Source organism: Gemmatimonas sp. (assembly GCF_044344655.1).
GTDB lineage: Bacteria > Gemmatimonadota > Gemmatimonadetes > Gemmatimonadales > Gemmatimonadaceae > Gemmatimonas.
In genome coordinates this window covers 1-20,411 of sequence record NZ_JBIJCN010000051.1, presented here as the reverse complement: position 1 = coordinate 20,411, position 20,411 = coordinate 1, and the positions used below count along the sequence as shown (strand labels likewise).

At 67.7% G+C, this 20,411-nt stretch carries 20 protein-coding genes; 13 read left to right on the top strand and 7 right to left on the bottom strand.

Annotation, left to right across the window (positions count from 1 at the left end; all coding sequences use genetic code 11):
* The coding region (locus ACIQ51_RS12220; RefSeq protein ID WP_396205330.1) for a carbon starvation CstA family protein at nt 1-789 on the bottom strand (789 nt) is incomplete at its 3' end.
* A 177-nt stretch (nt 790-966) separates the two neighbouring features.
* Between ACIQ51_RS12220 and ACIQ51_RS12215 the strand changes: the two genes are divergently transcribed.
* From ACIQ51_RS12215 to ACIQ51_RS12180, 8 genes are all read left to right on the top strand, one after another.
* Nucleotides 967-1,980, top strand: coding sequence for an isocitrate/isopropylmalate dehydrogenase family protein (locus ACIQ51_RS12215; protein WP_396205328.1), 1,014 nt, complete (start codon nt 967-969; stop codon nt 1,978-1,980).
* Nucleotides 1,973-2,863: a metallophosphoesterase family protein gene (locus ACIQ51_RS12210; protein ID WP_396205327.1), complete on the top strand. Its 891-nt coding sequence runs from the start codon at nt 1,973-1,975 to the stop codon at nt 2,861-2,863. The genes ACIQ51_RS12215 and ACIQ51_RS12210 overlap by 8 nt, the downstream gene beginning before the upstream one ends.
* 74 nt (nt 2,864-2,937) lie before the next feature.
* Nucleotides 2,938-3,738, top strand: coding sequence for a SprT-like domain-containing protein (locus ACIQ51_RS12205; RefSeq protein WP_396205326.1), 801 nt, complete (start codon nt 2,938-2,940; stop codon nt 3,736-3,738).
* A 67-nt stretch (nt 3,739-3,805) separates the two neighbouring features.
* Complete coding sequence (locus ACIQ51_RS12200) at nt 3,806-5,044, top strand: acyl-CoA dehydrogenase family protein (RefSeq protein WP_396205325.1); 1,239 nt, start codon at nt 3,806-3,808, stop codon at nt 5,042-5,044.
* A 43-nt stretch (nt 5,045-5,087) separates the two neighbouring features.
* The gene (locus tag ACIQ51_RS12195; RefSeq protein WP_396205324.1) at nt 5,088-5,273 is read left to right on the top strand and encodes a RagB/SusD family nutrient uptake outer membrane protein; all 186 of its coding nucleotides are present in this window, start codon (nt 5,088-5,090) and stop codon (nt 5,271-5,273) included.
* 212 nt (nt 5,274-5,485) lie between these two features.
* Complete coding sequence (locus ACIQ51_RS12190) at nt 5,486-6,241, top strand: electron transfer flavoprotein subunit beta/FixA family protein (RefSeq protein ID WP_396205323.1); 756 nt, start codon at nt 5,486-5,488, stop codon at nt 6,239-6,241.
* 3 nt (nt 6,242-6,244) lie between these two features.
* Complete coding sequence (locus ACIQ51_RS12185) at nt 6,245-7,234, top strand: electron transfer flavoprotein subunit alpha/FixB family protein (RefSeq protein ID WP_396205322.1); 990 nt, start codon at nt 6,245-6,247, stop codon at nt 7,232-7,234.
* Between the two features lie 140 nt (nt 7,235-7,374).
* On the top strand, nt 7,375-9,423 hold the full coding sequence (locus ACIQ51_RS12180; RefSeq protein WP_396205321.1) for a (Fe-S)-binding protein: 2,049 nt from the start codon (nt 7,375-7,377) through the stop codon (nt 9,421-9,423).
* 35 nt (nt 9,424-9,458) lie between these two features.
* Here the strand turns inward: ACIQ51_RS12180 and ACIQ51_RS12175 are convergent, their stop codons facing one another.
* The 6 genes from ACIQ51_RS12175 to gpmI are packed head-to-tail and all read right to left on the bottom strand — an operon-like array spanning nt 9,459 to nt 15,839.
* Nucleotides 9,459-10,208 (bottom strand): class I SAM-dependent methyltransferase, encoded by a 750-nt coding sequence (locus tag ACIQ51_RS12175; protein ID WP_396205320.1) that lies wholly within the window; start codon nt 10,206-10,208, stop codon nt 9,459-9,461.
* Complete coding sequence (gene glp / locus ACIQ51_RS12170) at nt 10,205-11,515, bottom strand: gephyrin-like molybdotransferase Glp (RefSeq protein WP_396205319.1); 1,311 nt, start codon at nt 11,513-11,515, stop codon at nt 10,205-10,207. Before glp ends, ACIQ51_RS12175 begins: the two co-directional genes overlap by 4 nt.
* Nucleotides 11,512-13,137 (bottom strand): D-alanyl-D-alanine carboxypeptidase/D-alanyl-D-alanine-endopeptidase, encoded by a 1,626-nt coding sequence (gene dacB / locus ACIQ51_RS12165; protein WP_396205318.1) that lies wholly within the window; start codon nt 13,135-13,137, stop codon nt 11,512-11,514. Before dacB ends, glp begins: the two co-directional genes overlap by 4 nt.
* The gene (locus tag ACIQ51_RS12160; protein WP_396205317.1) at nt 13,134-13,562 is read right to left on the bottom strand and encodes a 6-pyruvoyl trahydropterin synthase family protein; all 429 of its coding nucleotides are present in this window, start codon (nt 13,560-13,562) and stop codon (nt 13,134-13,136) included. Before ACIQ51_RS12160 ends, dacB begins: the two co-directional genes overlap by 4 nt.
* 10 nt (nt 13,563-13,572) lie before the next feature.
* A complete protein-coding gene (locus tag ACIQ51_RS12155) occupies nt 13,573-14,280 on the bottom strand; it encodes a hypothetical protein (RefSeq protein ID WP_396205316.1) in 708 nt (235 codons plus the stop codon).
* Nucleotides 14,280-15,839: a 2,3-bisphosphoglycerate-independent phosphoglycerate mutase gene (gene gpmI / locus ACIQ51_RS12150; RefSeq protein WP_396205329.1), complete on the bottom strand. Its 1,560-nt coding sequence runs from the start codon at nt 15,837-15,839 to the stop codon at nt 14,280-14,282. Before gpmI ends, ACIQ51_RS12155 begins: the two co-directional genes overlap by 1 nt.
* A gap of 463 nt (nt 15,840-16,302) precedes the next feature.
* Here gpmI and ACIQ51_RS12145 point away from each other — a divergent pair, with 463 nt between their 5' ends.
* The 5 genes from ACIQ51_RS12145 to ACIQ51_RS12125 all read left to right on the top strand — a co-directional run.
* Nucleotides 16,303-17,298 (top strand): hypothetical protein, encoded by a 996-nt coding sequence (locus tag ACIQ51_RS12145; protein WP_396205315.1) that lies wholly within the window; start codon nt 16,303-16,305, stop codon nt 17,296-17,298.
* Between the two features lie 40 nt (nt 17,299-17,338).
* Nucleotides 17,339-18,334, top strand: coding sequence for a D-Ala-D-Ala carboxypeptidase family metallohydrolase (locus tag ACIQ51_RS12140; RefSeq protein WP_396205314.1), 996 nt, complete (start codon nt 17,339-17,341; stop codon nt 18,332-18,334).
* A gap of 28 nt (nt 18,335-18,362) precedes the next feature.
* Nucleotides 18,363-18,788, top strand: coding sequence for a hypothetical protein (locus ACIQ51_RS12135; protein WP_396205313.1), 426 nt, complete (start codon nt 18,363-18,365; stop codon nt 18,786-18,788).
* A gap of 3 nt (nt 18,789-18,791) precedes the next feature.
* Nucleotides 18,792-19,319: a YkvA family protein gene (locus ACIQ51_RS12130; protein WP_396205312.1), complete on the top strand. Its 528-nt coding sequence runs from the start codon at nt 18,792-18,794 to the stop codon at nt 19,317-19,319.
* 35 nt (nt 19,320-19,354) lie between these two features.
* Nucleotides 19,355-20,411, top strand: a 1,057-nt coding sequence (locus ACIQ51_RS12125; RefSeq protein WP_396205311.1) for an IMP dehydrogenase, incomplete at its 3' end; no start/stop codon positions are given.

Genomic DNA, 20,411 nt, shown 5'->3' with positions numbered 1-20,411 from the left:
CGAGAGATAGTCGCGCGGCGCCAGGAGCAACCAGACCGGCAGGACCGAGGCCGCGAAGCCGTAGACCATGATCGAGAGTGACAACGTGGTGCCGCTGAGCGTGAAGACCGGCGACCACACCGGCGACTCCGACACCCACTTGCCGGCGTACAGCGAGAGGGCGAGCAGCACGAGGCCGATGGCAGTCGTCTCGAGCACGGCCCCCGGACGCACGTAGCGCATATAGAGCCCCATCAGCAGCGCGATCGGGATCGTGAGTCCGATCGTGACCGTGCCCCACGAGCTGTCCCGCAGGGCATTCACCACCACCAGTGCGAGCACCGAGATGAGGATGACCATGATCCCGAGCACCGCGATCAGGGCGGTGGTCCCGGCCACGGTTCCGATTTCCTCTTTGGCCATCTGGCCAAGCGACTTGCCGTCGCGCCGCACTGAGGCGGCGAGGATCACGAAGTCCTGCACGGCGCCGCCGAGCACGACGCCCACCAGGATCCAGATGGCGCCGGGGAGGAAGCCGAATTGCGCCGCCAGCGTGGGGCCGACGAGCGGCCCGGGGCCGGCGATCGCGGCAAAGTGGTGCCCGAACACGACCCACTTGTTGGTGGGGACGAAATCGCGACCGTCCTCCAGCCGTTCGGCCGGGGTGGCCCGATCCTTGTCGAGGGCGAAGATGTCGTGGGCGATGATGCGGCTGTAGAAGCGATAGCCGATCAGGTAGGTGCAGACCGCAGCGGTGAGGAGCCACGCTGCGCTGATCTGTTCGCCGCGGTTGATGGCGATGAACGCCATGGCACCCGCGCCGACGGTGGCCACGGCCACCCAGGGGAGGAGTTTGAGCAGGCGAGACACGCGGAGGGGAGATGAGGAGGGAGTCCGACGAGCCCATATGCGCTCCGGTACACGGACTTGTCAATGAACGCGCAGCCTACGGTCCCCGTTGTCCGCGGGGGCGGCTATTCTTCGGGCATGCCCACCCCCGTCACGCTCATCCCCGGCGACGGCATCGGCCCGTCCATCGCCGACGCGACCGTCCGTATCCTCGATGCCGCCGGCTGCGACATCGTCTGGGACCGTCAGGTTGCCGGGATGGCCGGTGTCGCCCGCTGGAACGACCCGATCCCCGACGCCACCCTGGACTCCATCAAGCAGACCCGCGTGGCGCTCAAGGGGCCCCTCGAGACGCCGGTGGGGGAGGGGTTCCGTTCCATCAACGTGGCCCTGCGGAAGACCTTCGACCTGTACGCCAATGTGCGACCCGCGCGGACCATCGTCCCGGGGCGCTTCGAGAACATCGACATCACCCTGATCCGCGAAAACACCGAAGGGCTCTACATCGGGGTGGAGCACTATGTGCGGATCGGCGATGATCCCCGAGCGGCGGCGGAGTCGGTGGCGATCATCACGCGGTACGGCAGCGAACGGATCGTGCGCTATGCCTTCGAGTATGCGCTCGCCCACGGCCGCCAGAAGGTCACGCTCGTGCACAAGGCCAACATCCTCAAGTACTCGCAGGGGCTCTTCCTCGACGTGGGTCGCATGGTGGCTCGCGAATACGAGGGGCGTGTGCAGTTCGAGGAGCGCATCATCGATGCGATGGCCATGCACCTCGTCATGCGCCCCGAGCAGTTCGATGTGGTGGTCACCACCAACCTGTTCGGCGACATCCTGTCCGACGAGATCTCCGGCCTGGTGGGCGGCCTCGGGCTGGCCCCCGGTGCCAACATCGGCAAGAACGCGGCGATCTTCGAAGCGGTACATGGTACGGCGCCGGACATCGCCGGCAAAAACGTTGCAAACCCGGGGGCGCTCGTCCTCGCAGCCTGCATGATGCTCGAGCACATTGGCGATGCGCACAATGCGCAGCGCATCGGCACCGCCTTCGAACAGACCATCCGCGGCGGCGCGGTCCTGACGCGCGACCTCGGCGGCACGGCCGGCACCGATCAGTTCACCGACGCCGTGATTGCCAACCTTGTCTGAGTGTTCCGATCGTCCCGTACGGGTGTTGCACTGCTCGGACATCCACTGCGGGCGTCCGTTCGTGCAGGCACACGTAGACGCGGCGCTGGCGCTCGCCCGGTCGCACACGTGGAATGCCGTCGTGCTCTCCGGCGACTTCTCGCAGCGCGCGCGCGTCCACGAGTTCGAGCAGGCGCGCGAACTCGTCGCGGCGTTCCGCGCCGTGGCACCCACGATCATGGTGCCGGGCAACCATGACGCGGCGTGGTGGCATGCGCCCTTCGGGTATGGCGACTTCGCCCGCGTACACGAACGCTATCGACGGTATATCTGCGAGGACCTCGCCCCCACAGTGCGGGTGCCGGGGGTGACGCTGGTGGGGCTCAACTCGGCGTGGGGTACCCATCCCGAGTCGCTCACGTGGTATCCCCGCGACTGGCGCGTGAAGGGCGGCCTCACGCCGGTCCAACTGGCCGACGCGCACGCCCGGCTTGCCGCGGCGCCCGATGGTGACCTGCGACTGCTTGTCGTGCATCACAACGTGGTGCGCGGACGGCTTTCGAACCGGTGGGGCCTCAAGCAGCCGCTGCGCGTGCTTGACGCCCTCGCTGCCATGCCGGTCGATGTGGTGTGCACCGGGCATGATCATGAGGAGCGGGTGGAGCGGGTGCAGCACGGCGGCGGACATTTCGTGGTGAGCGCCGCCAACACGCTCAGCAGCCGGATGCGTGGCCATCGCCCCAGTGCGCTGAACGTGATCGAGGCCACGCCCGACATGCTGACGGTGCAGGCCTGGGGGTACCACGACGGTGGGTTCACCCCAGGGCCGATGCGCGTGAGCCTGCCGCGCAGGGGCACCGCGCCGCCGCATGATCCGGCCGGCGCGATGCACGGCGTGGGGTGAATCCGAGCACGGCGCCGCTCCCAGCAGCCCGTGCGCCGTTGCCCCCTGTCGGCCGCGCCGCCACTTTTCGGCTCGTGACCGCCCCCGATGACTTCCAGCTCGGCTTCTTTTTCGAGCCTTCGCCCGCCGCACCTCCCAGTGCGCTCCCCAGCGCGCGGGGAGCGGTGCCGGTCCCGGTCGAGGCGGGCGACACCAGGCCCGCGATTGGTCGCACCGCGATGCGGGCCCGCACGGCGGTCCTCTTTTCCCGATTGCAGGAAATGGGGCTCCGCGGCGTCGAGCAGCTCGTGTTGATGCGCACCCGCACGGTCATGGTGTCACTGATCGGGCGCACGCTGCGTGTGCATGAGGGCTACGCCGACGCGCCGGAGACGGTGCTGGGAGCGGTCGTGGCGTTCGCGTCGGCGCGCAATAAGCAGGAGCGCCTTGCCGCGCGCGAAGTCATTTTGGCGCACGATGTGGAGCGGGCCCCGATCGCCCGTCGTCAGGAACCACCGCGCCCGGGTGACGTGGCCATCATCGCGCAACTGGGAGAAGCGCATCGCCAGCTCAATGCGCAGTGGTTCGGGGGCACGCTCAAGCACATTCCGCTGCGGCTCTCGGGCCGTATGGCCACGCGGTTGGGGCATTACGATCCGGGGTCGCGGCATCTGCCGGCCGAAATCGTGATGTCGCGCCGGCACATTGCCAGGGACGGGTGGCGTGAGGCCATGCACACCCTGCTGCACGAAATGGTGCATCAGTGGCAGCACGAAACCGGTCGCCCTGTAGACCACGGTCCCGAATTCCGCGCCAAGGCAATGGACGTGGGGATCACGCCCGCCGCTCGGCGGGATGTCACCCCGCTGGAACGGCGGAAACAGAAGCTGGGATAGCCGCACGCCCGCGTGCACCCTGCTACATTTTGCTAGATCGTCCCACTTCACTTCTGCCGCTCAGCCAATGGCTCTCGATACCCTGACGGCCAGCGCGATTCCCGCGCTTCCTTCCGTCGAGCTCACCGCCCACCCGGGCGACCTGTTCAACATCGACGCGGCGCTCACCGAAGAAGAGCGCGCGATTCGCGACACGATTCGCCGTTTCGTCGACGAGCGCATCCTCCCCATCATCGGTGACTGCTACGTGCAGGGGCGCTTCCCCGACGAGCTCATTCCCGAACTGGCGGAGCTGGGCGTGCTTGGGGCCAACCTGCCTGAGGAGTACGGCTGCGCCGGGCTGTCGAGCGTCGCCTACGGGCTGATCATGCAGGAGCTCGAGCGCGGCGACTCCGGTATCCGGTCGTTCGCCTCCGTGCAGGGCGCGCTGGTGATGTATCCGATCTTCGCCTTCGGCAGCGAGGAACAGAAGCGGCACTATCTCCCCAAGCTTGCGAAGGCGGAGATGATCGGCTGCTTCGGTCTGACGGAGCCCGACTACGGCTCCAATCCGTCGGGGATGATCACGCGTGCGCGTGAACAGGCCGACGGCAGCTGGATCATCAACGGCGCGAAGATGTGGATCACCAACGGCTCGAAGGCGCAGGTGGCGATCATCTGGGCCAAGACCGGTGACAGCACCGACGACAGCAGCATCCGCGGCTTCGTGGTTCCCACCGACACGCCGGGCTTCCACGCCAAGGATCAGAAGGGCAAGCTGTCGCTGCGCGCGAGCGACACGTCGGAGCTCGTGCTCACCGACGTGCATGTGCCGGCCGATGCGATTCTGCCGCTCTCGAAGGGGCTCAAGAGCCCACTCATGTGCCTCACGCAGGCGCGTTACGGCATTTCGTGGGGCGTGCTCGGGGCGGCGATGGCCTGTTTCGAGGAAGCGACGAGCTACAGCAAGAGCCGCGTGATGTTCGACCGGCCCATTGGCGGCTTCCAGATCCAGCAGGTGCGCCTTGCCGACATGCTCACGGAGATCGTGAAGGGGCAGCTGGTCTCGCTGCACCTTGGCCGCCTCAAGGATGCCGGTAACTTCACGCCCACACAGGTGTCGCTCGCCAAGCGCAACAATGTGGACATCGCCACCAACATTGCACGCGAGACGCGTCGCTTGCTCGGCGGCAACGGCATTCTCGCCGAGTACGCCGCCATGCGCCACATGGCCAACCTGGAGAGCGTGTACACCTACGAAGGCACGCATGATGTGCATTCACTCATCCTCGGGCAGGCCATCACGGGGCTGAACGCGTTCAAGTAACTGCGTCCTGCCGCTGCAGGAGGCGGCCCGCTTCGAGGGGGCCGTGGCGGAGGAGCGTCGTCGTGAGCTGTTCCTACTGGGGAACCGCTGGTTCGACGTGAAGCGCTTCAACCTGCCGCAGGTCCCGGCGGCTGGCGCGGCCTATCCAAAGGGCGGCACCTACGGCACCCAGCGCTGCTGGGCACTCCCCGACGCGGAAACGCTCGCCAATCCCAACTTCGGGCGTTGACGGCGCACCGCGGCCGGCGTGGACCCCCGACCGACGACTCTCCCAGCGTCCGGGCTGCCTGTCAAGGCGGTCCGGACGTTGTGCTTGGTGGCATTTTCAGAAAACATGACGTTAACGTCGCATTTTAACGCATTGCCCGGCGCCGGTCCGGTCCCTTAGGTTCCACGGTGCAGTCTCCCAATCCTCTCTGACATTCGAACGGAGCGAGCGCGGTGAAGATCGCCGTGTGCATCAAGCGCGTCCCCGTGATGGAAACCAAGTTCGCGATCGCAGCCGATGGCACGCGCGTGGATGAGGCGGGGCTCAAGTACGACGTAAACGACTTCGATCTGTGGGCGATCGAGGCTGGGTTGCAGCTCAAGGAGAAGAACAACAACGCCGGCGAAGTCGTGGCGATCTGCCTCGGTCCCGACGCGGCGCAGGAGCAGATCCGCAAGGCCCTCGCGATGGGTGCCGACCGCGGCGTGCTGCTGCAGGCGTCCACGGTCCCTGCCGACGGTCTCGCCATTGCGCGCGCCCTGGCCGCTGAGCTCAAGGACGGCGGCTACGACCTCGTGCTCTTCGGTCGCATCGCGATCGACTCCATGAACCAGATGACTGGGCCCATGGTAGCGGAGCTGCTCGACCTGCCGTGCGTGACCAACGTGTTCAAGCTCGACATCAGCGGCGGCACCGGGCGCGCCGAGCGTGCCCTCGAGGGCGCCAGTGAAGTGGTGGAGTTCCCGCTCCCCGCGCTGCTCACGATCGACGATGGGCTCAACAAGGAACGCTTGCCCTCGCTCAAGGGCATCATGGCGGCCAAGAAGAAGCCGCTGGATGTGAAGCCCGCACAGCTGGGTGAGGTGCAGGTCACTGTGAACAAGATGGCGCTGCCTCCCGAGCGCGCCGCCGGCCGCATCCTCGGCGACAATGCCGATGCGGTGCCGGAACTCGTGCGTCTCCTCCAGACCGAAGCGAAGGTGCTCTGAGCCATGGCCAACGTGCTCGTATTTGCAGAGGTGCGCGGCGGTGAGCTGCGCAAGGTCGCGCTCGAGGCGGTCACCGCCGGGCGTCAGCTCGCGGAGCTCTCGGGCGGCGGCAGCGTGCACGCGGTGCTCGCCGGCGGCGCGGGGATCGGCGGAAAGGCCGGTCAGCTCGCTGAGTACGGTGCCGACAGCGTGCTCGTACTCGAGCATGCCGGGTTCGCGCAGTACAACCCTGAAGCGCTGTCGGCCACCCTGGCGCAGCGCCTGAGCGGTGGGACCTACGCCTACGCGGTGTTCAGCGCCACCGCCCAGGGGCGCGACCTGTCGCCCCGAGTGGCCGCCAAGCTGGGTGCCGGGCTTGCGCCCGATCTTACCGGTTTCGCCGTCGAAGGGGCCACGGTCCTGGGACAGCACTTCAACATGAACGGCAAGACGATCGCTACGCTCGCGCTGCGTGGAGCGCCCGCCGTGCTGTCGGTGCGTCCGGCGGCGTTCCAGCCGGCCGCCAACGCGAAGCCGCTCGCCACGGAATCCATGACGTCGGCGAAGGACCCGATGGCGTCGCGTGTGAAGGTCGTGGAACTCAAGCAGGGCAATACCGGCAAGCTCGATCTCAATGACGCGCCGGTGATTGTTGCCGGTGGGCGTGGTCTCAAGGCCCCCGAGCACTTCAAGCTGTGTGACGATCTCGCCGATGCCTTCGGCAACGCGGCGGTCGGTGCCACGCGGGCCGTGACGGATGAGGGCTGGCGTCCGCATTCGGATCAGATCGGCCAGACGGGACGCAACGTGAGCCCCAACCTGTACATCGCCGTGGGTATCTCGGGGGCCATCCAGCATCTGGCCGGCATGCGCACCTCCAAGACGATCGTGGCGATCAACAAGGACAAGGACGCGCCGATCTTCAAGGTGGCCGACTACGGCATCGTGGGCGATGTGTTCGAGGTCATGCCGGCGCTGACCGCTGCGGTGAAGGCGGCGCGCGCCCAAGGCTGACCGGCCCGCCGTTCACGCGGTACGCAGCCGGGCCCCATTGCCATAGCGGCAGTGGGGCCCGTCGTCGCTTTCCGTGCCTTCCCCCCCCGTGCCTTCCCGCCGCGCTTGTCGTGGCCTTCCCCACGGTCTAGCTTCGCGCCATGACTCTGTCGAACCTCGTTTTCGCGGTGATCCTTGCCGGCGCCCTCTGGGTCTTTGCCCAGCGGGCGCAGCGGCTCGTACGGTGGCTCAAGCTGGCCAAGGACGAGGTCCGCACCGATCACCCCGACATCCGTACCAAGAACTTCCTGCTCATCGGGCTCGCGCAGACCAAGATTCTGCGTGACCCGCTGGGTGGCATGATGCACGCGCTCGTTTTCTGGGGCTTCTGCGTGCTCGGTCTCGGCACGCTCGAGATCATGATCCAGGGGCTCGTTTCGGTGGGGGGCAAGCCGTTCACCTGGGACGTGATCCTGCCCGGTGTCCTGTATGTACCGTACGTCTTCTCACAGGAAGTCTTCGCGGTCTTCGTGCTGCTGCCGGTGTTTTATCTGCTATACCGGCGCTTGGTCATCAAGCCGAAGCGCTTCACCGTGGATGCGGTGCACAGTGGGGAAGCGGTGCTGATCCTGAGCGTGATTGCCACGCTCATGCTCACCTTGTTGCTGGTGTTCGTGGGGGAGGCAAAGCAGCCGGGCGCCGATACCGCTGGCCGCGTGATCACGGCGATGCTGCTGCCGCTCTTCGGTGGGATGAGCGCTGAGGCGGCGCACACGATGGCCCGGGTAATGTGGTGGATCCACGCGGTGCTGATCCTCTGGTTCCTCAATCACCTCCCCACGTCGAAGCACCTGCACGTGCTCACGTCGCTCATCAACGTGTGGTTTTCCAACACGAGCGGGCCGGGACGTGTGGGCGCGATGCGCCCGATGGACCTCGAAGCAGAAGACGCCGAGCAGTTCGGCGCCGCCGATGTAGAGCACCTCACGTGGAAGAACCTGCTCGACGGGTATTCGTGCACCGAGTGCGGTCGCTGCACGGCGGCGTGCCCGGCCAACATCACGGGCAAGGCGCTCTCGCCGCGCATGATCGTGGTGAAGACACGTGCGCGCCTCACGGAGAAGGCCGGCATGCTGGACCTCGTGGCAGCGGGCGGCGGGACGGCCACGGCCGAACAGCAGGCGGTGCTCGACAAGAAGCTGCTCGACGACTGGATCACCGAAGAGGAGCTGTGGGCGTGCACGAGCTGCCGGGCTTGCGTGCAGGAATGCCCGGTCAGCATCGACCAGCTCGACATCATCAATGAGCTCCGGCGCGATCTCATGCTGATGGAGTCGCGCTTCCCCGAGGAGCTGCAGCCAGCCCTCACGAGCCTTGAGCGCAACGGTAGCCCGTGGGCCTTCAGCGCCGCGGACCGTGAGCAGTGGGCCGAGGGGATGGACATCCCCACCATGGCCGAAATGGCTGCGGCCGGCGAGAAGCCCGACATCCTCTTCTGGGTGGGATGCATGGGCAGCTTCGACGATCGGGCGAAGAAGATCACGGTGGCGTTCGCGCGCATCCTGCAGGCGGCCGACGTGAAGTTCGCCATCCTTGGACAGGAAGAAACCTGTCACGGTGATCCGGCCCGCCGTATGGGCAACGAGTATCTCTACCAGATGCTCGCCAAGGGCGTGATCGAAACGCTGAACGGCTACGAGCTCAAGACGATCGTGACCTTCTGCCCACACTGCTTCCATCAGATGGGCAAGGAGTTCCCCGATCTGGGCGGGCACTACGAAGTCATTCATCACACCGAATACATCGAGCGGCTGCTCGACGCGGGGCGCGTGCCGCTCGAGACGGAGCACGGACAGCGTCTCAAGGTGGCGTACCACGACTCGTGCTACCTTGGCCGGTACAACGAGATCTACGACGCGCCGCGCAATACCCTCAAGAAGGCGCTGCCGATCGTGGAGCTGGTGGAACCCGCGCGTACGAAGAGCCGTGGCCTGTGCTGTGGCGCCGGCGGCGGCCGCATGTGGATGGAAGAGAATGTGGGCAAGCGGGTGAACGTCGAGCGCAGCGAGGAACTGCTGGCCACCGGCGCCGATCAGATCGCGGTGGCGTGCCCGTTCTGCATGACGATGATCAACGACGGCGTGACCGGCGCCGGGAAGGAGGTGCCGGTGCTCGATATCTCGGAGGTCGTGGCGGCGCGACTGCTCTGACCATCATGGGTGATCCGCGGCGTTACCGCTGCGGATCACCCATGCCGGATGTGCAGGAGTTGCACGCGCTGCTTCACCGCCCCCACCTCGTAGGGGACGGTGGTGGTCGACGCGATCGTGAGTCCCACGGAGGGCAGGTGATCGCGGAAGGCCGGAAGGGCGAGGCGGCCGGGATCGGCCACGATTGCCAGTCCGCCGGGGGCGAGGGCTCTCGCGAGACAAACGCCCACCAAGATGGCGTACTCCTTCTCGTACAACACGTCGGCGGCGATCACGACATCGAAGTTGCCGAGGTCATCGGGCCACGCGCGCCAGTTCACCATGCGGGCCTCCGGTTCCCGGCCAAGGTTGCGCGCCGCGTTGGCGCGCGCCACATGAATGGCGTCTTCGTAATAGTCGGTGGCCGTCACGTCGAAGCCTGCTGCCATCGCGGCGGTGGTATCGAGCCCGAGGCCGCACCCCATTTCGAGCAGCCGGCGGCCTGCGCCCTGCTGCTGTAGCAGGTGGCCCGCCAACACGCGCGCCGACGGCCACAAGTCCGCCCAGTACGGGAGTCGTTCATCCATCACGTAATCAGCTTCGCTGATCAGGTGATCGGCGTTGGCCGGCTTCACAAGCGTGAACGTGCGTGTCTGCGCTCCGTCGCCGACGGTCACGTCTTCGCGATCCACCTGGAACTTGCGCGCCATCGCGGCGTCGAGCGCCTCGCCGTGCAGACCGGCGAGTACGACGCCGGTGGCCACTCCGCCCGGTGGCGGAGCGCTGGAGTCTTCGGGAGTGGTCACGCCGGTGTCTGAAGAGTGTACGGTGCCGCGACGAGCGGCGGCGCATCGGGCAGCAAGATGGCCCGGAGCATCGCGCCCGGTGCCACGTGATCGATGGACTCCGGCACCTCGAGCAGGGCGTCGGCCATCGCCATGGCGCGGAGCAGATTCGATCCCTGCGCACCCGACAGCCGGGCCACCAACTGTCCCTCCGAATCCACCGCAAGGGAGACCCGGAGAAAATAGGTGAGCGGCGCCGGAGTGTCGGCCGCGTCGAGCATGCGCACCGGCACCCGCAGTGGTGTCACTCGGAGATGGCCGCCGAGCTGCCGGATGAGCGGCCAGGCAAAGAGTGACGCCGTCACCATCGTCGACACGGGGTTGCCGGGCAGCCCGATCCACGGCACGTCGCGAACCATGCCGGTACCAATTGGTCCCCCGGGTCTGATGCGCGCCCGCCAGAAGCGCTGCGTGCCCCCCAGGGCCGCGAGGGCTTCACGCGTGTAGTCGTGGGCGCCCACGCTCACGCCACCGGTGGTCACCAGGAGATCGCAGCCGTCGTCGAGTGCATCGCCGAGCGCCTGTGTGAGCGCCGGGAGCGTGTCGGGTACCAGCGGGGCCATCGTGACCTCGGCGCCCGCGCTGCGCAGCAGGGCCGGCAGCGCATAGCTGCTCGATGACACAATGCGCTGCCCCATCTCCACTTCGTCGAAGCGGTCGAGCAGGACGAGTTCGTCGCCACTCGACACGATGGTCACGCGCGGCGCACGGTGCACCGGTACGGTCTGCATGCCGATGGACGCGAGCGCCCCAACATGCGATGCCCTGATGGACGTGCCGCGCGAAAAGAGCTCGCGCCCCGCCGCAATGTCCTCGCCCCGTGGGCGCACGTTGCCACGGCCGGCCGCATCGCGATCGTTCGTGACGCGCACCGTCTTGTCGCCGCCGTCGGTGTCCTCCACGCGGACTACGGCATCCGCGCCGGGCGGCAGTGGCGCCCCAGTCATGATACGCAGCGCCGTGCCCTGCTGCACCCACGGCAGCGCCCTCGGGTCGGCACCCGCCATGCTGGTGCCGATGACCGGCAGCATCCGCGGTGACGCGCTGTTCGCACCCAGGATGTCCGCGCGCTGCACCGCATAGCCGTCCATGCCGGCATTGTCCCATGGTGGCAAGGCCACACGGCTCACCACCCCCGCCGCCAGAGCGTAGCCCACCGCCTGCTCGATCGGCCGCTCCACGGTGGGCATGACGCGTCCCTCCGCCTGGTGCAGCACGGCGGCAAGTGCGTCGGCGAATGGCAGCGCCGTGGGCGCCGCGTCACTCACGGTGTGCGTCCGGCGGCCGCGTTGAGCGTGCCACCCGCCACCATCGCTGCCAGGAGATCCTGCACACGCTCCACATCGCGGGTGGGCACGGTGAAGTTGTTGGCCAGCATGGAGAACATCACGAGGCGGCCATCGGCGGTCATCACGTACCCCGAGAGGGAGCGCGCCTTGTCGAGCGTGCCGGTCTTGGCGCGTACGTTCCCCGCCGCTGGGGTACCGCGCATGCGGTTGCGGATGGTGCCGTCAACACCTGCAATCGGCAGCGACTCGCGGAACAGGTCGAAGTGTGGCGAGCGCCGCATCACGTCGAGCACCCGGATGATCGCGCGCGGCGTCACATAGTCGTGCCGTGACAGGCCGCTGCCATCACGGTAGGCCGCATCGGCGCCGCTGATCCCCCACGAGGCCAGCGTGCGCGCGCCAAGCGCCTGCGCACTGTCGGCCGAACCGCTACCGGTCACGTGCAGGGCAGCCGTGCGGAAGAACAGTTCGGCCATCTGGTTCTGCGAGGGCTTCTCCATCCTGGCGAGCACCTCGGCGAAGCGGGGGGACTCGATGACGGTCACCGTGTCCGCGGCACGTCCGGCGGTGTCACGCCGGGCGATCGCCCGCGACTGCACGGATATACCGCTGTCGGCCAGCGCTTCGGTGAGCGCGGCGAGAAAGGCATCGTTGGGATGGCGATAGGCCACGGTGAGGCGCGCACTGTCACCCACGGCAAGCGCCCCGCGCACGATCAGCGTGTGCCCGATGCTGTCGTACGACGCTTCGAGGCGAGGCAGACGCCCGCTGCCGACGGGGAGCACACTGTCGCGGGTGAGGGCCTCCACCGCGAGCGCGGGATAGCGACGGGTGGGAGCCCGCTCCACGCGAACCGGTGCGCCCACACGGGCCGCCGCTTTCACCCGCAGATACAGCTCGCCTTCATTGAACATCAACTCGTCGATCGCGGCGCTATACCCGGCATCGAAATCATCGTACGCCCACCCGTAGCCGGTGGTGAGTCCCGGCAGCGCATCCCCGACGGCGCGTACCCGCCCGCGGATCCTCCGAATGCCACGGGCCGCCAACGCCCGAACCACGGGATCGAAGGCACTCGCGGCGCGACCGCCGCGCAGTGCGTCACTCACACTCGGATCACCGCTCCCCTGCACGAGCACGTCACCGTGCCACACACGGCCGCGCTGCACGCCGTGCAGCAGGACCGGGGTGCGCCAGCGGTACTCGGGGCCGAGCACCGTCAGGGCGATCGCTCCGGTGAGCAGCTTCTGATTCGATGCCGGCATGAACAACCGGTCTGCGTCGTGACTGATCAACGTGTCACCACTTTCGGCGTCGACGATCAGGAGCCCGAGTCGCGCATTGCGCCACATGGGTGCCGCGACAATCGAGTCGGCGGTGCGCTGCAGCATGGCGCGCAACGTGGGCGCCGCCCCCTCGGCGACCGGCTGCATGAGCGGCGCGCTGGGTTCGGGGCGGTGCGGGCCGACCGGTGCTGGTGACGTTTGGCGCGTCGTCGGCCGCGCGCACGCGGCGAACAGCTCGCTGCATAGGACGCCGCACAACGTACCACGCAGCGCACCGCGCCGCAGACGCGTGGTGGTGAGGCACCGCGCGGTCATGCCTCCACCTCGTACGTGCTGCTCAAGGTGCTGTCTTCGGCGAGATGCACGCGGATCACCCGTGCCGTGGTGTGCGACAGCGCCGCCCGCACCCGCTCGCAGATGAATTTCGTCAGGTTCTCGCCGGTGGGAATCATGCGCCCGTCGGCGAACTCCGGCACGTCGAGGTTGATGTTGCGGTGATCGAACCGGTCACGCACCTCACGCTGCAGCACCTGGTCGAGAAACCCCAGATCCACCAGGAACCCCGTCTCCTCGTCGACCGGTCCCGTCACCGTCACGTCGCACACGTAGGTGTGGCCGTGGTAGTTGGGATGGGCGCAGGCGCCGAAGACGGCGGCGTTTTCCTGATCGCTCCAGTCGGGGCGACGGTAGCGGTGCGCGGCCGCGAACATCACGCGGCGGGTCAGTGATGTACGGGGCACCGGCGGGCGCTCAGCGGAACACGGGGATCGACACGCCGCCCGTCAACGACCAGTTGCCACGCCACACTTCGCGGTTGCGCGTGTCGGTGAGAATGGCCGTGGTGTCGGCCGCACGCACGAAGTAGCGGTCCGGGTACTGGTACTGCCACACGAAGTTCGTCGCATCGATGCGCAGTTGCATCCCGTTGCGCGCGATGTAGCGCAGGCTCGCGCCGTAGTTGAAGGCGAACTTGCTGCCGAACCGGTAGGCGCCGGTGTCGGCCTTCGCGAAATCCGCGGCGAGCCCCACGCCGCCGTTGACCGACGGCATCAGGCGCCGCCACGTCTTCCGCCCGGTGAGGGCGATGTCCAGGCCGGCGTCGACGATATGGGTGGTCGTGGACGGCGTACCGATCACGCGCGTGGCGCGCGTGTTGGTCGGCGCCAGCAGGTTACGTTCGCTGGGCGCCGCCAGGTAGCGCACGAAGAGCGAGGCGGGGCCACCCACGCCGATGTCGTAGCGCAGGCCAGCCAGCCAGCTCGCCTTGGGGGCCACATCGGCAAGATCGCGCTGCACGGCGAGCCAACCGCCCATCACCGACACGGTCTGGCCGATCTTGAAGTCTTCGTAGGGGCTTTGGGATGGCAGGTGACCGACCTGCGCCACGGCTGCCGTCGGCAACAGGAACAGGGCCGCAACGGACAGGGCGGCAGCGGAACGGCGAAGTACGAGGCGCATCAGGAGGCGGAAACGGTGGCAGAAGCCGAGGCTGCGGCGCGCAGATCGCGACCGGTGATCTCGGCGGGAAGCGAAAGTCCGAGGAGGGCGAGCACAGTAGGCCCCACGTCGCACAGCGCCCCGCCACTGCGGAGCGGCGCCGTCTCGTCGGGGTCGAGCACCACGAGTGGCACGGGATTGGTGGTGTGGGCCGTGTGCGGCTGGCCGGTCACCGGATCGACCATCAGGTCGGCGTTGCCGTGATCGGCGGTGATGATCAGTCGCGCACCGCCTTGCTGCGCCGCCTCGAGGATGCGGCCAAGGCAGGCGTCGACGGTTTCCACCGCGCGAATGGCTGCGGGTAGCGACCCGGTGTGCCCCACCATGTCGGTGTTGGCGAAGTTGCACAGCATGAAGTCGTGCGTGCGGTTCGCGAGTGCATGGCAGAGGATCTCGCACACCGCCGGCGCGCTCATTTCTGGCTGCAGATCGTAGGTGGCCACTTTGGGGCTCGGCACCACCAGCCGGTCCTCGCCGGCCAGTGGCTCGTCGCGCCCGCCGTTGAAAAAGAACGTCACGTGCGGGTACTTCTCGGTCTCCGCCGTGCGCAGTTGCGTGAGCCCCGCCGCCGAGATCACCTCGCCCACCAGATGCTGCATGGACTGGGGCGCGAACGCGACGGGGAAGGGGAAGGCGTCGTCGTAGCTCGTCATCGTGGCGATGTGCAGCGACGGTCGCGGGCCCGTCTCAAAGCCGCGAAAGTCCGGCGCCGCGAGCGCGCGCAGCGTTTGCCGCATACGGTCGCTGCGGAAGTTGAAGCAAAACAGCGCATCCCCGTCGCGCATGGGGGCCAACGCGGTGCCGTCCGCTCCGGCCATCACCCACGGCAGCACGAATTCGTCAGTGGTGCCGGCGTCGTACGAACGCTGGAGCGCGGCGAGTGCGTCCGTTTCCAGCGGCGCCTCCCCCTTCACTGCGGCGTGGTACCACCGGCCCGTGCGCTCCCAGCGATTGTCGCGATCCATGCCGTAGTATCGACCGCTCACACTCGCCAGCTGCACCCGCGTGCCAAGCGCGGCGAGCGTCTGCGTCAAATAGCCATAGCCACTCGTGGGCGGCGTGTCCCGTCCGTCGAGCAGGGCGTGCAGCACAGTGCGAGGCACCTGCTGCCGTGTGACCAGCGCCGCGAGTGCCGCGAGATGGGCGTCGTGCGCATGGACACCGCCGTCGCCCAACAGACCCAGAAGATGCAAGGTGCCACCTGTGCGCTTTACGTGGTCGCAGGCGGCCAGCAGCGTGGCGTTCGCGAAGAACGAGCCGTCCTCGATGGCGGTACCGATGCGAACCAGATCCTGCATCACCACGCGGCCGGCACCAAGGTTCAGGTGCCCCACCTCACTGTTGCCCATCTGCCCCTCGGGCAACCCCACGGCCTTGCCCGATGCGGCGAGCAACGTGCGCGACGGATGCGACCAGATCCGGTCCCAGTTGGGGGTACGGGCCTGGCCGATCGCGTTGGCATCACTGTCTTCGCGGTAACCCCATCCATCGAGAATGATCAGGGCGACGGCGCGATTCACACGTGCGGACATCGGTCTCCGGGATATGCTTCCGGTGCGTGGGACATGCACTGGACGCAATCTAAACCCCGCTTGGATAGGCGTGTTCGGCGCCGGACCGTGCGGCGGCCTTGGCGCCAGATGGCATGTCCGTCGCGACACGGTGGGCGGCGGCTGGTCGGAACGAAGAGACCGCTGAGTGGTACCACTCGGCAGCGATCGGGCTGTCTCGGTTTATCTGCTGAAACTACAAGCGTTTACGGATGAGGTTCACGTCATCCGGAGTGGTGGGCGGGGTGAACCGACCGGACCGATCGGCTATATTTCTCGTACGGGCGTTCGGTCGTCTGTACCACAGCCGCAGGATCATCTGCCGCTCCCGGTCGAGACGCATGGCGGGCCATGCCTGCGCCGCCGATCGAGCGCCATCCCCGACTCCGTGACCACGACTCCATCCCACGCTTCGGCGTCTTCCACTGCGCGCGTGCCAGCGCGTAGCCGTACCGTCCGCCGCACCACCGTTTCGGTGGGGGTGCTGGCGTGCGCCGGTCTGGTGGCGTTCGTGCGCCCGTCGTCGCCAGCGACGGCCATGAGCCGAGCCAGTGCGCGGTCCGCAACGACCGCAGCGTTGCGCGCCGCGCGTGTCACCCCTGCGGCGCCTGCGGCACACGGGGCGGGCGCGCCGTTCCCGGGCCTCGACTCGCTGCGCGGGGCCAGCCGCAAGCTGCGCGCCCGCTTTCTGAGCCCTGGCCGCGCTGCCGGCCTTCCGGTCCTGCGTGAGCTCTTTGGCGATAGTGCCGTGTCACGCGCCGGTGTCTATGCCGCCGGCGATTCGAGCGGTGCCTTCCATTTCATCACCATGCGCCCCTTCGCTGATAAGGTGAAGGGGCGCATCGGCAGCTACCGCATCGGGTTCTTCCCTGCGGAGCAGCATGCCGCGCGCTCCAAAGCGTATGGCAACCCCGAAGGCTTCCTCGAAGTCACGAGCAGCAACGCCGACACCCCCATCTCCGACCATTTTCGCCTCCGGGATTTCCTCACGAAGGATCAGGTCAACGTGTGGCCCAAGTACCTGGTGCTTCGTGAGCCGCTGGTGGACAAGCTGGAACTGGTCCTGAACGAGTTGCGCACCATGGGCGTGGAGGCGGGTCGCCTCCAGGTGATGTCGGGGTTCCGCACACCGCAGTACAACCAGCAGGGCGTAGGGGCCGGCGGGCGGGTGCAGGACAGCCGCCATCAGTACGGGGATGCCGCCGACGTATACGTGGTGAACGGCGCGCGCGACTGGATGAGCGATCTCAATCGCGACGGTCTCGTGAACACCCGTGATGCGCAAATCCTCGCCGACGCCGCGGCGCGCGTGGAGGGCAAGCACCCTGACCTCGTGGGTGGTATCGGTGTGTACAAGGCCACCTCGGCGCACGGTCCTTTCGTGCACATCGACGTACGTGGCACGCGTGCGCGCTGGGGGGCGTTCTGATGTCGCGGGCTCTTGCAACGCAGCCGCCCGAGTGTGGGGCATGATCCAGCGTCGTACCGCGCTCCTGCTCAGCGGCCTGGTGGCCCTCACGGCGGCAATCATCTATCAGCCGCCGGGTGAGCTGCTCGCTGGATCGTCGGTCGACAGCGACCGTCGCGCCGTGCCCACGGTGGAAGCCGCGCGTTCCAGCATGGGCACGAGCGGCGACGTGAGGATGCAGTTCGTGCGCGCCGGTGAACGCGTGGCCTTTCCCCTCAAGTCGCGCGGTGCGCCGGAGGGGGGGCTCGGGTTCCGGTATCAGTGGATGCAGGTGGGCCGCAACGAGTCGGCCGACGTGATGCGTCCGCTCGATGGCGACACGTTGCTCGCGCCGCTCACCCCCGGCTTCTACGAACTCGTGGTCACGCGCAACGGGATCGCGCAGCGCATCGAGGAGCCCCGCTTGGCCGTGCTCGTGCCCTTCGAGCTCAAGCTCGGCAGCACACTCAACGGCTATCAGATCGGGCGCTATCCCGCCGAGTGGTCGCGCGATGATCAAGGCGAACGCCCTGACGGGTTCGCCGAAGTGCGAGAGGAACACCTCGACCTGCCCCTCACCAAGCACCTGAAGGTCCGGGACTTCGTGACCCACGATCGGCAGACGATCTGGCCGCGGTACGTGGCGGTCGACCCGCGCGTACTCGACAAGATCGAGCTGGTCATGCGCGAGTTGGCGCGCCGGCGTGGCGAGGAGCGCGCGCAGTTCACGCTCGAGGTGCATAGCGGTTTCCGTACTCCGCTGCACAACTCCAACGTCGAAGGCTCTGCGCGTGATTCGCGGCACCTCTACGGCGATGCCGCCGACGTGGCCATCGACACCGACGGCGACGGGCAGCTCACCTTACTCGACGCGTACCGGGTGGAGCAGGCGGTCGACTGGGTGGAACGCCTGCATCCGGAGCTCGTCGGTGGGCTCGGGGTATACAGCAGTCGGCGCTACGCCACCCCATATTGCCATATCGACGCGCGCGGCGAACGGAAACGTTGGCGCGGGTAAGCCCGTAGGGCACTCAGGAGGAGCCCACATGAACCCGTACGTTCGCGATCGCATCAACCGCAAGCTCGAGACGCTCTCCGATGAGCGCCTCTATCAGGTCCTCGATTACGTCGAATTTCTCGAGGCCAAATACGCCGAAAGGCCGGCGCCGGCGACCAACGCCTTTCAGAAGTTCACCGATGGCGTGGAAGACACGCTCCGCGCCGGCGGGCTGGCCGCGGGCACTGTGGCGGAAGCCGTGGGCTTCCTCAACAAGGCCATGGGCGTCCTCAACAACGTGGCGCAAACCACAAAGACGGTGGCCACCGATGTGGTGAGCACCGCCAAGACCGTGGCCGACCAGATCGGCGCCCCGCCGCCCGGCACACCGGGGAGCGGACTGCCGGCGCCCTCGCCACCGGCACCGAGCCCGGCCTCACCGCCCCCCGACTCGCCGCCCTCCGCCCAAGGCTGATCCGTGCCACGCTCCACGTCGCCCTACGAGCCGCTCGAGGCGTTCGACGAGGAGCCTACCCCGTCGCGCCGCGGTCCGCGCACGGGGATGAAGCGGTCGGTCATGCGCATCATCCGCCAGTTCCCCTCGTATCTGCGGCTGCTCGTGGGGCTTATCGGCGACCGTCGGGTGTCGCGGATCGACCGCCTCTTCGTGGTGGCGGCACTCGCCTACATCGTGTCGCCGCTCGACGTCATCCCCGACCTCATCCCCTTTCTCGGGCAGGTCGACGACGTCTTCCTGCTGCTGACCGCCTTGGAGCGCCTGGTGGAGCGTGCGGGACCGCAGGTGCTACGCGACCACTGGCGTGGCACCCCGGCAGACCTCGAGGCGCTCGATATGCCCCGCGTGCTGGAGGCGGCGGCGTTCTTCCTGCCGGGCTGGATGCGCCGCACGCTGCGTCGCGTGGCGGGGCGCCGCCGCCGTGGGGAGCCAACGCCGGGCCGACACGCCGAGCCCCCGTCGGATGGGCGTCTGGCCGGCAGGGCCTGACTGGAATCAGCGATCCGACCGCAGTATGTTTGGAGATGGCACCCTCTTCTCGCTCAGCCCGCATCCGCGAAGACGTCGCGCTCACCTTCGACGACGTTCTCCTCGCCCCTCGGCACTCGCTCACGCATCCGCGTGAGGTCAGCCTGATCTCCCGCTTCACCCGCGGCATCTCGCTCAACGTGCCGCTCGTGTCGGCGGCCATGGACACGGTCACCGAGTCCGAAATGGCGATCGCAATGGCCCGCTATGGCGCCATCGGCGTGCTGCACAAGAACATGTCCATCGATCGGCAGGCGGCCGAGGTGGACCGGGTGAAGCGCAGCGAAAGCGGCATGATTCTCAACCCGATCACGCTCTCCCCCACGGCGCTCCTTCGCGAGGCCGTGGCGCTGATGATGCGCTTCAAGATCTCCGGGGTGCCAATCGTCGACGCGAGCGGCACACTCGTCGGCATTCTCACCAACCGCGACCTGCAGTTCGAGCGTGACCTCGATCGCCCGCTCGCCGATGTGATGACCAGCGCCGATCTGGTCACCGCGCCCGTGGGCACCACGCTCGATGAAGCCGAACGCATTCTCGCCAAGCACCGGATCGAGAAGTTGCCGGTCACCGACGAGCACGGCGTCCTCAAGGGGCTCATCACCGTCAAGGACATCCACAAGCGGCGGCAGTACCCCGACGCGAACAAGGACCAGTACGGCCGCCTGCGGGTGGCCGCGGCGATCGGTGCCGGTGGCGATTATCTCGATCGCGCGCGCGCGCTCATGCAGGCCGGCGTCGACGTGCTGGTGATCGATACCGCGCACGGGCACAGCGAGGGGGTGCTGCAGGCCACCGCCAAGGTGCGCGAGGCCTTCCCTGATGTGCAGCTCATCGCCGGAAACGTGGCCACCAAGGGTGGCGCGGCGGCACTGGTGGCCCGAGGGGTGGACGCCATCAAGGTGGGCGTGGGCCCCGGCTCGATCTGCACAACGCGTGTCGTGACCGGCGTGGGGGTGCCGCAGATCGCCGCCATCATGGACGCGGTGGAAGGCGCCGGTGACGTGCCCGTGATCGCCGACGGCGGCATCAAGTACTCGGGCGACATCGTCA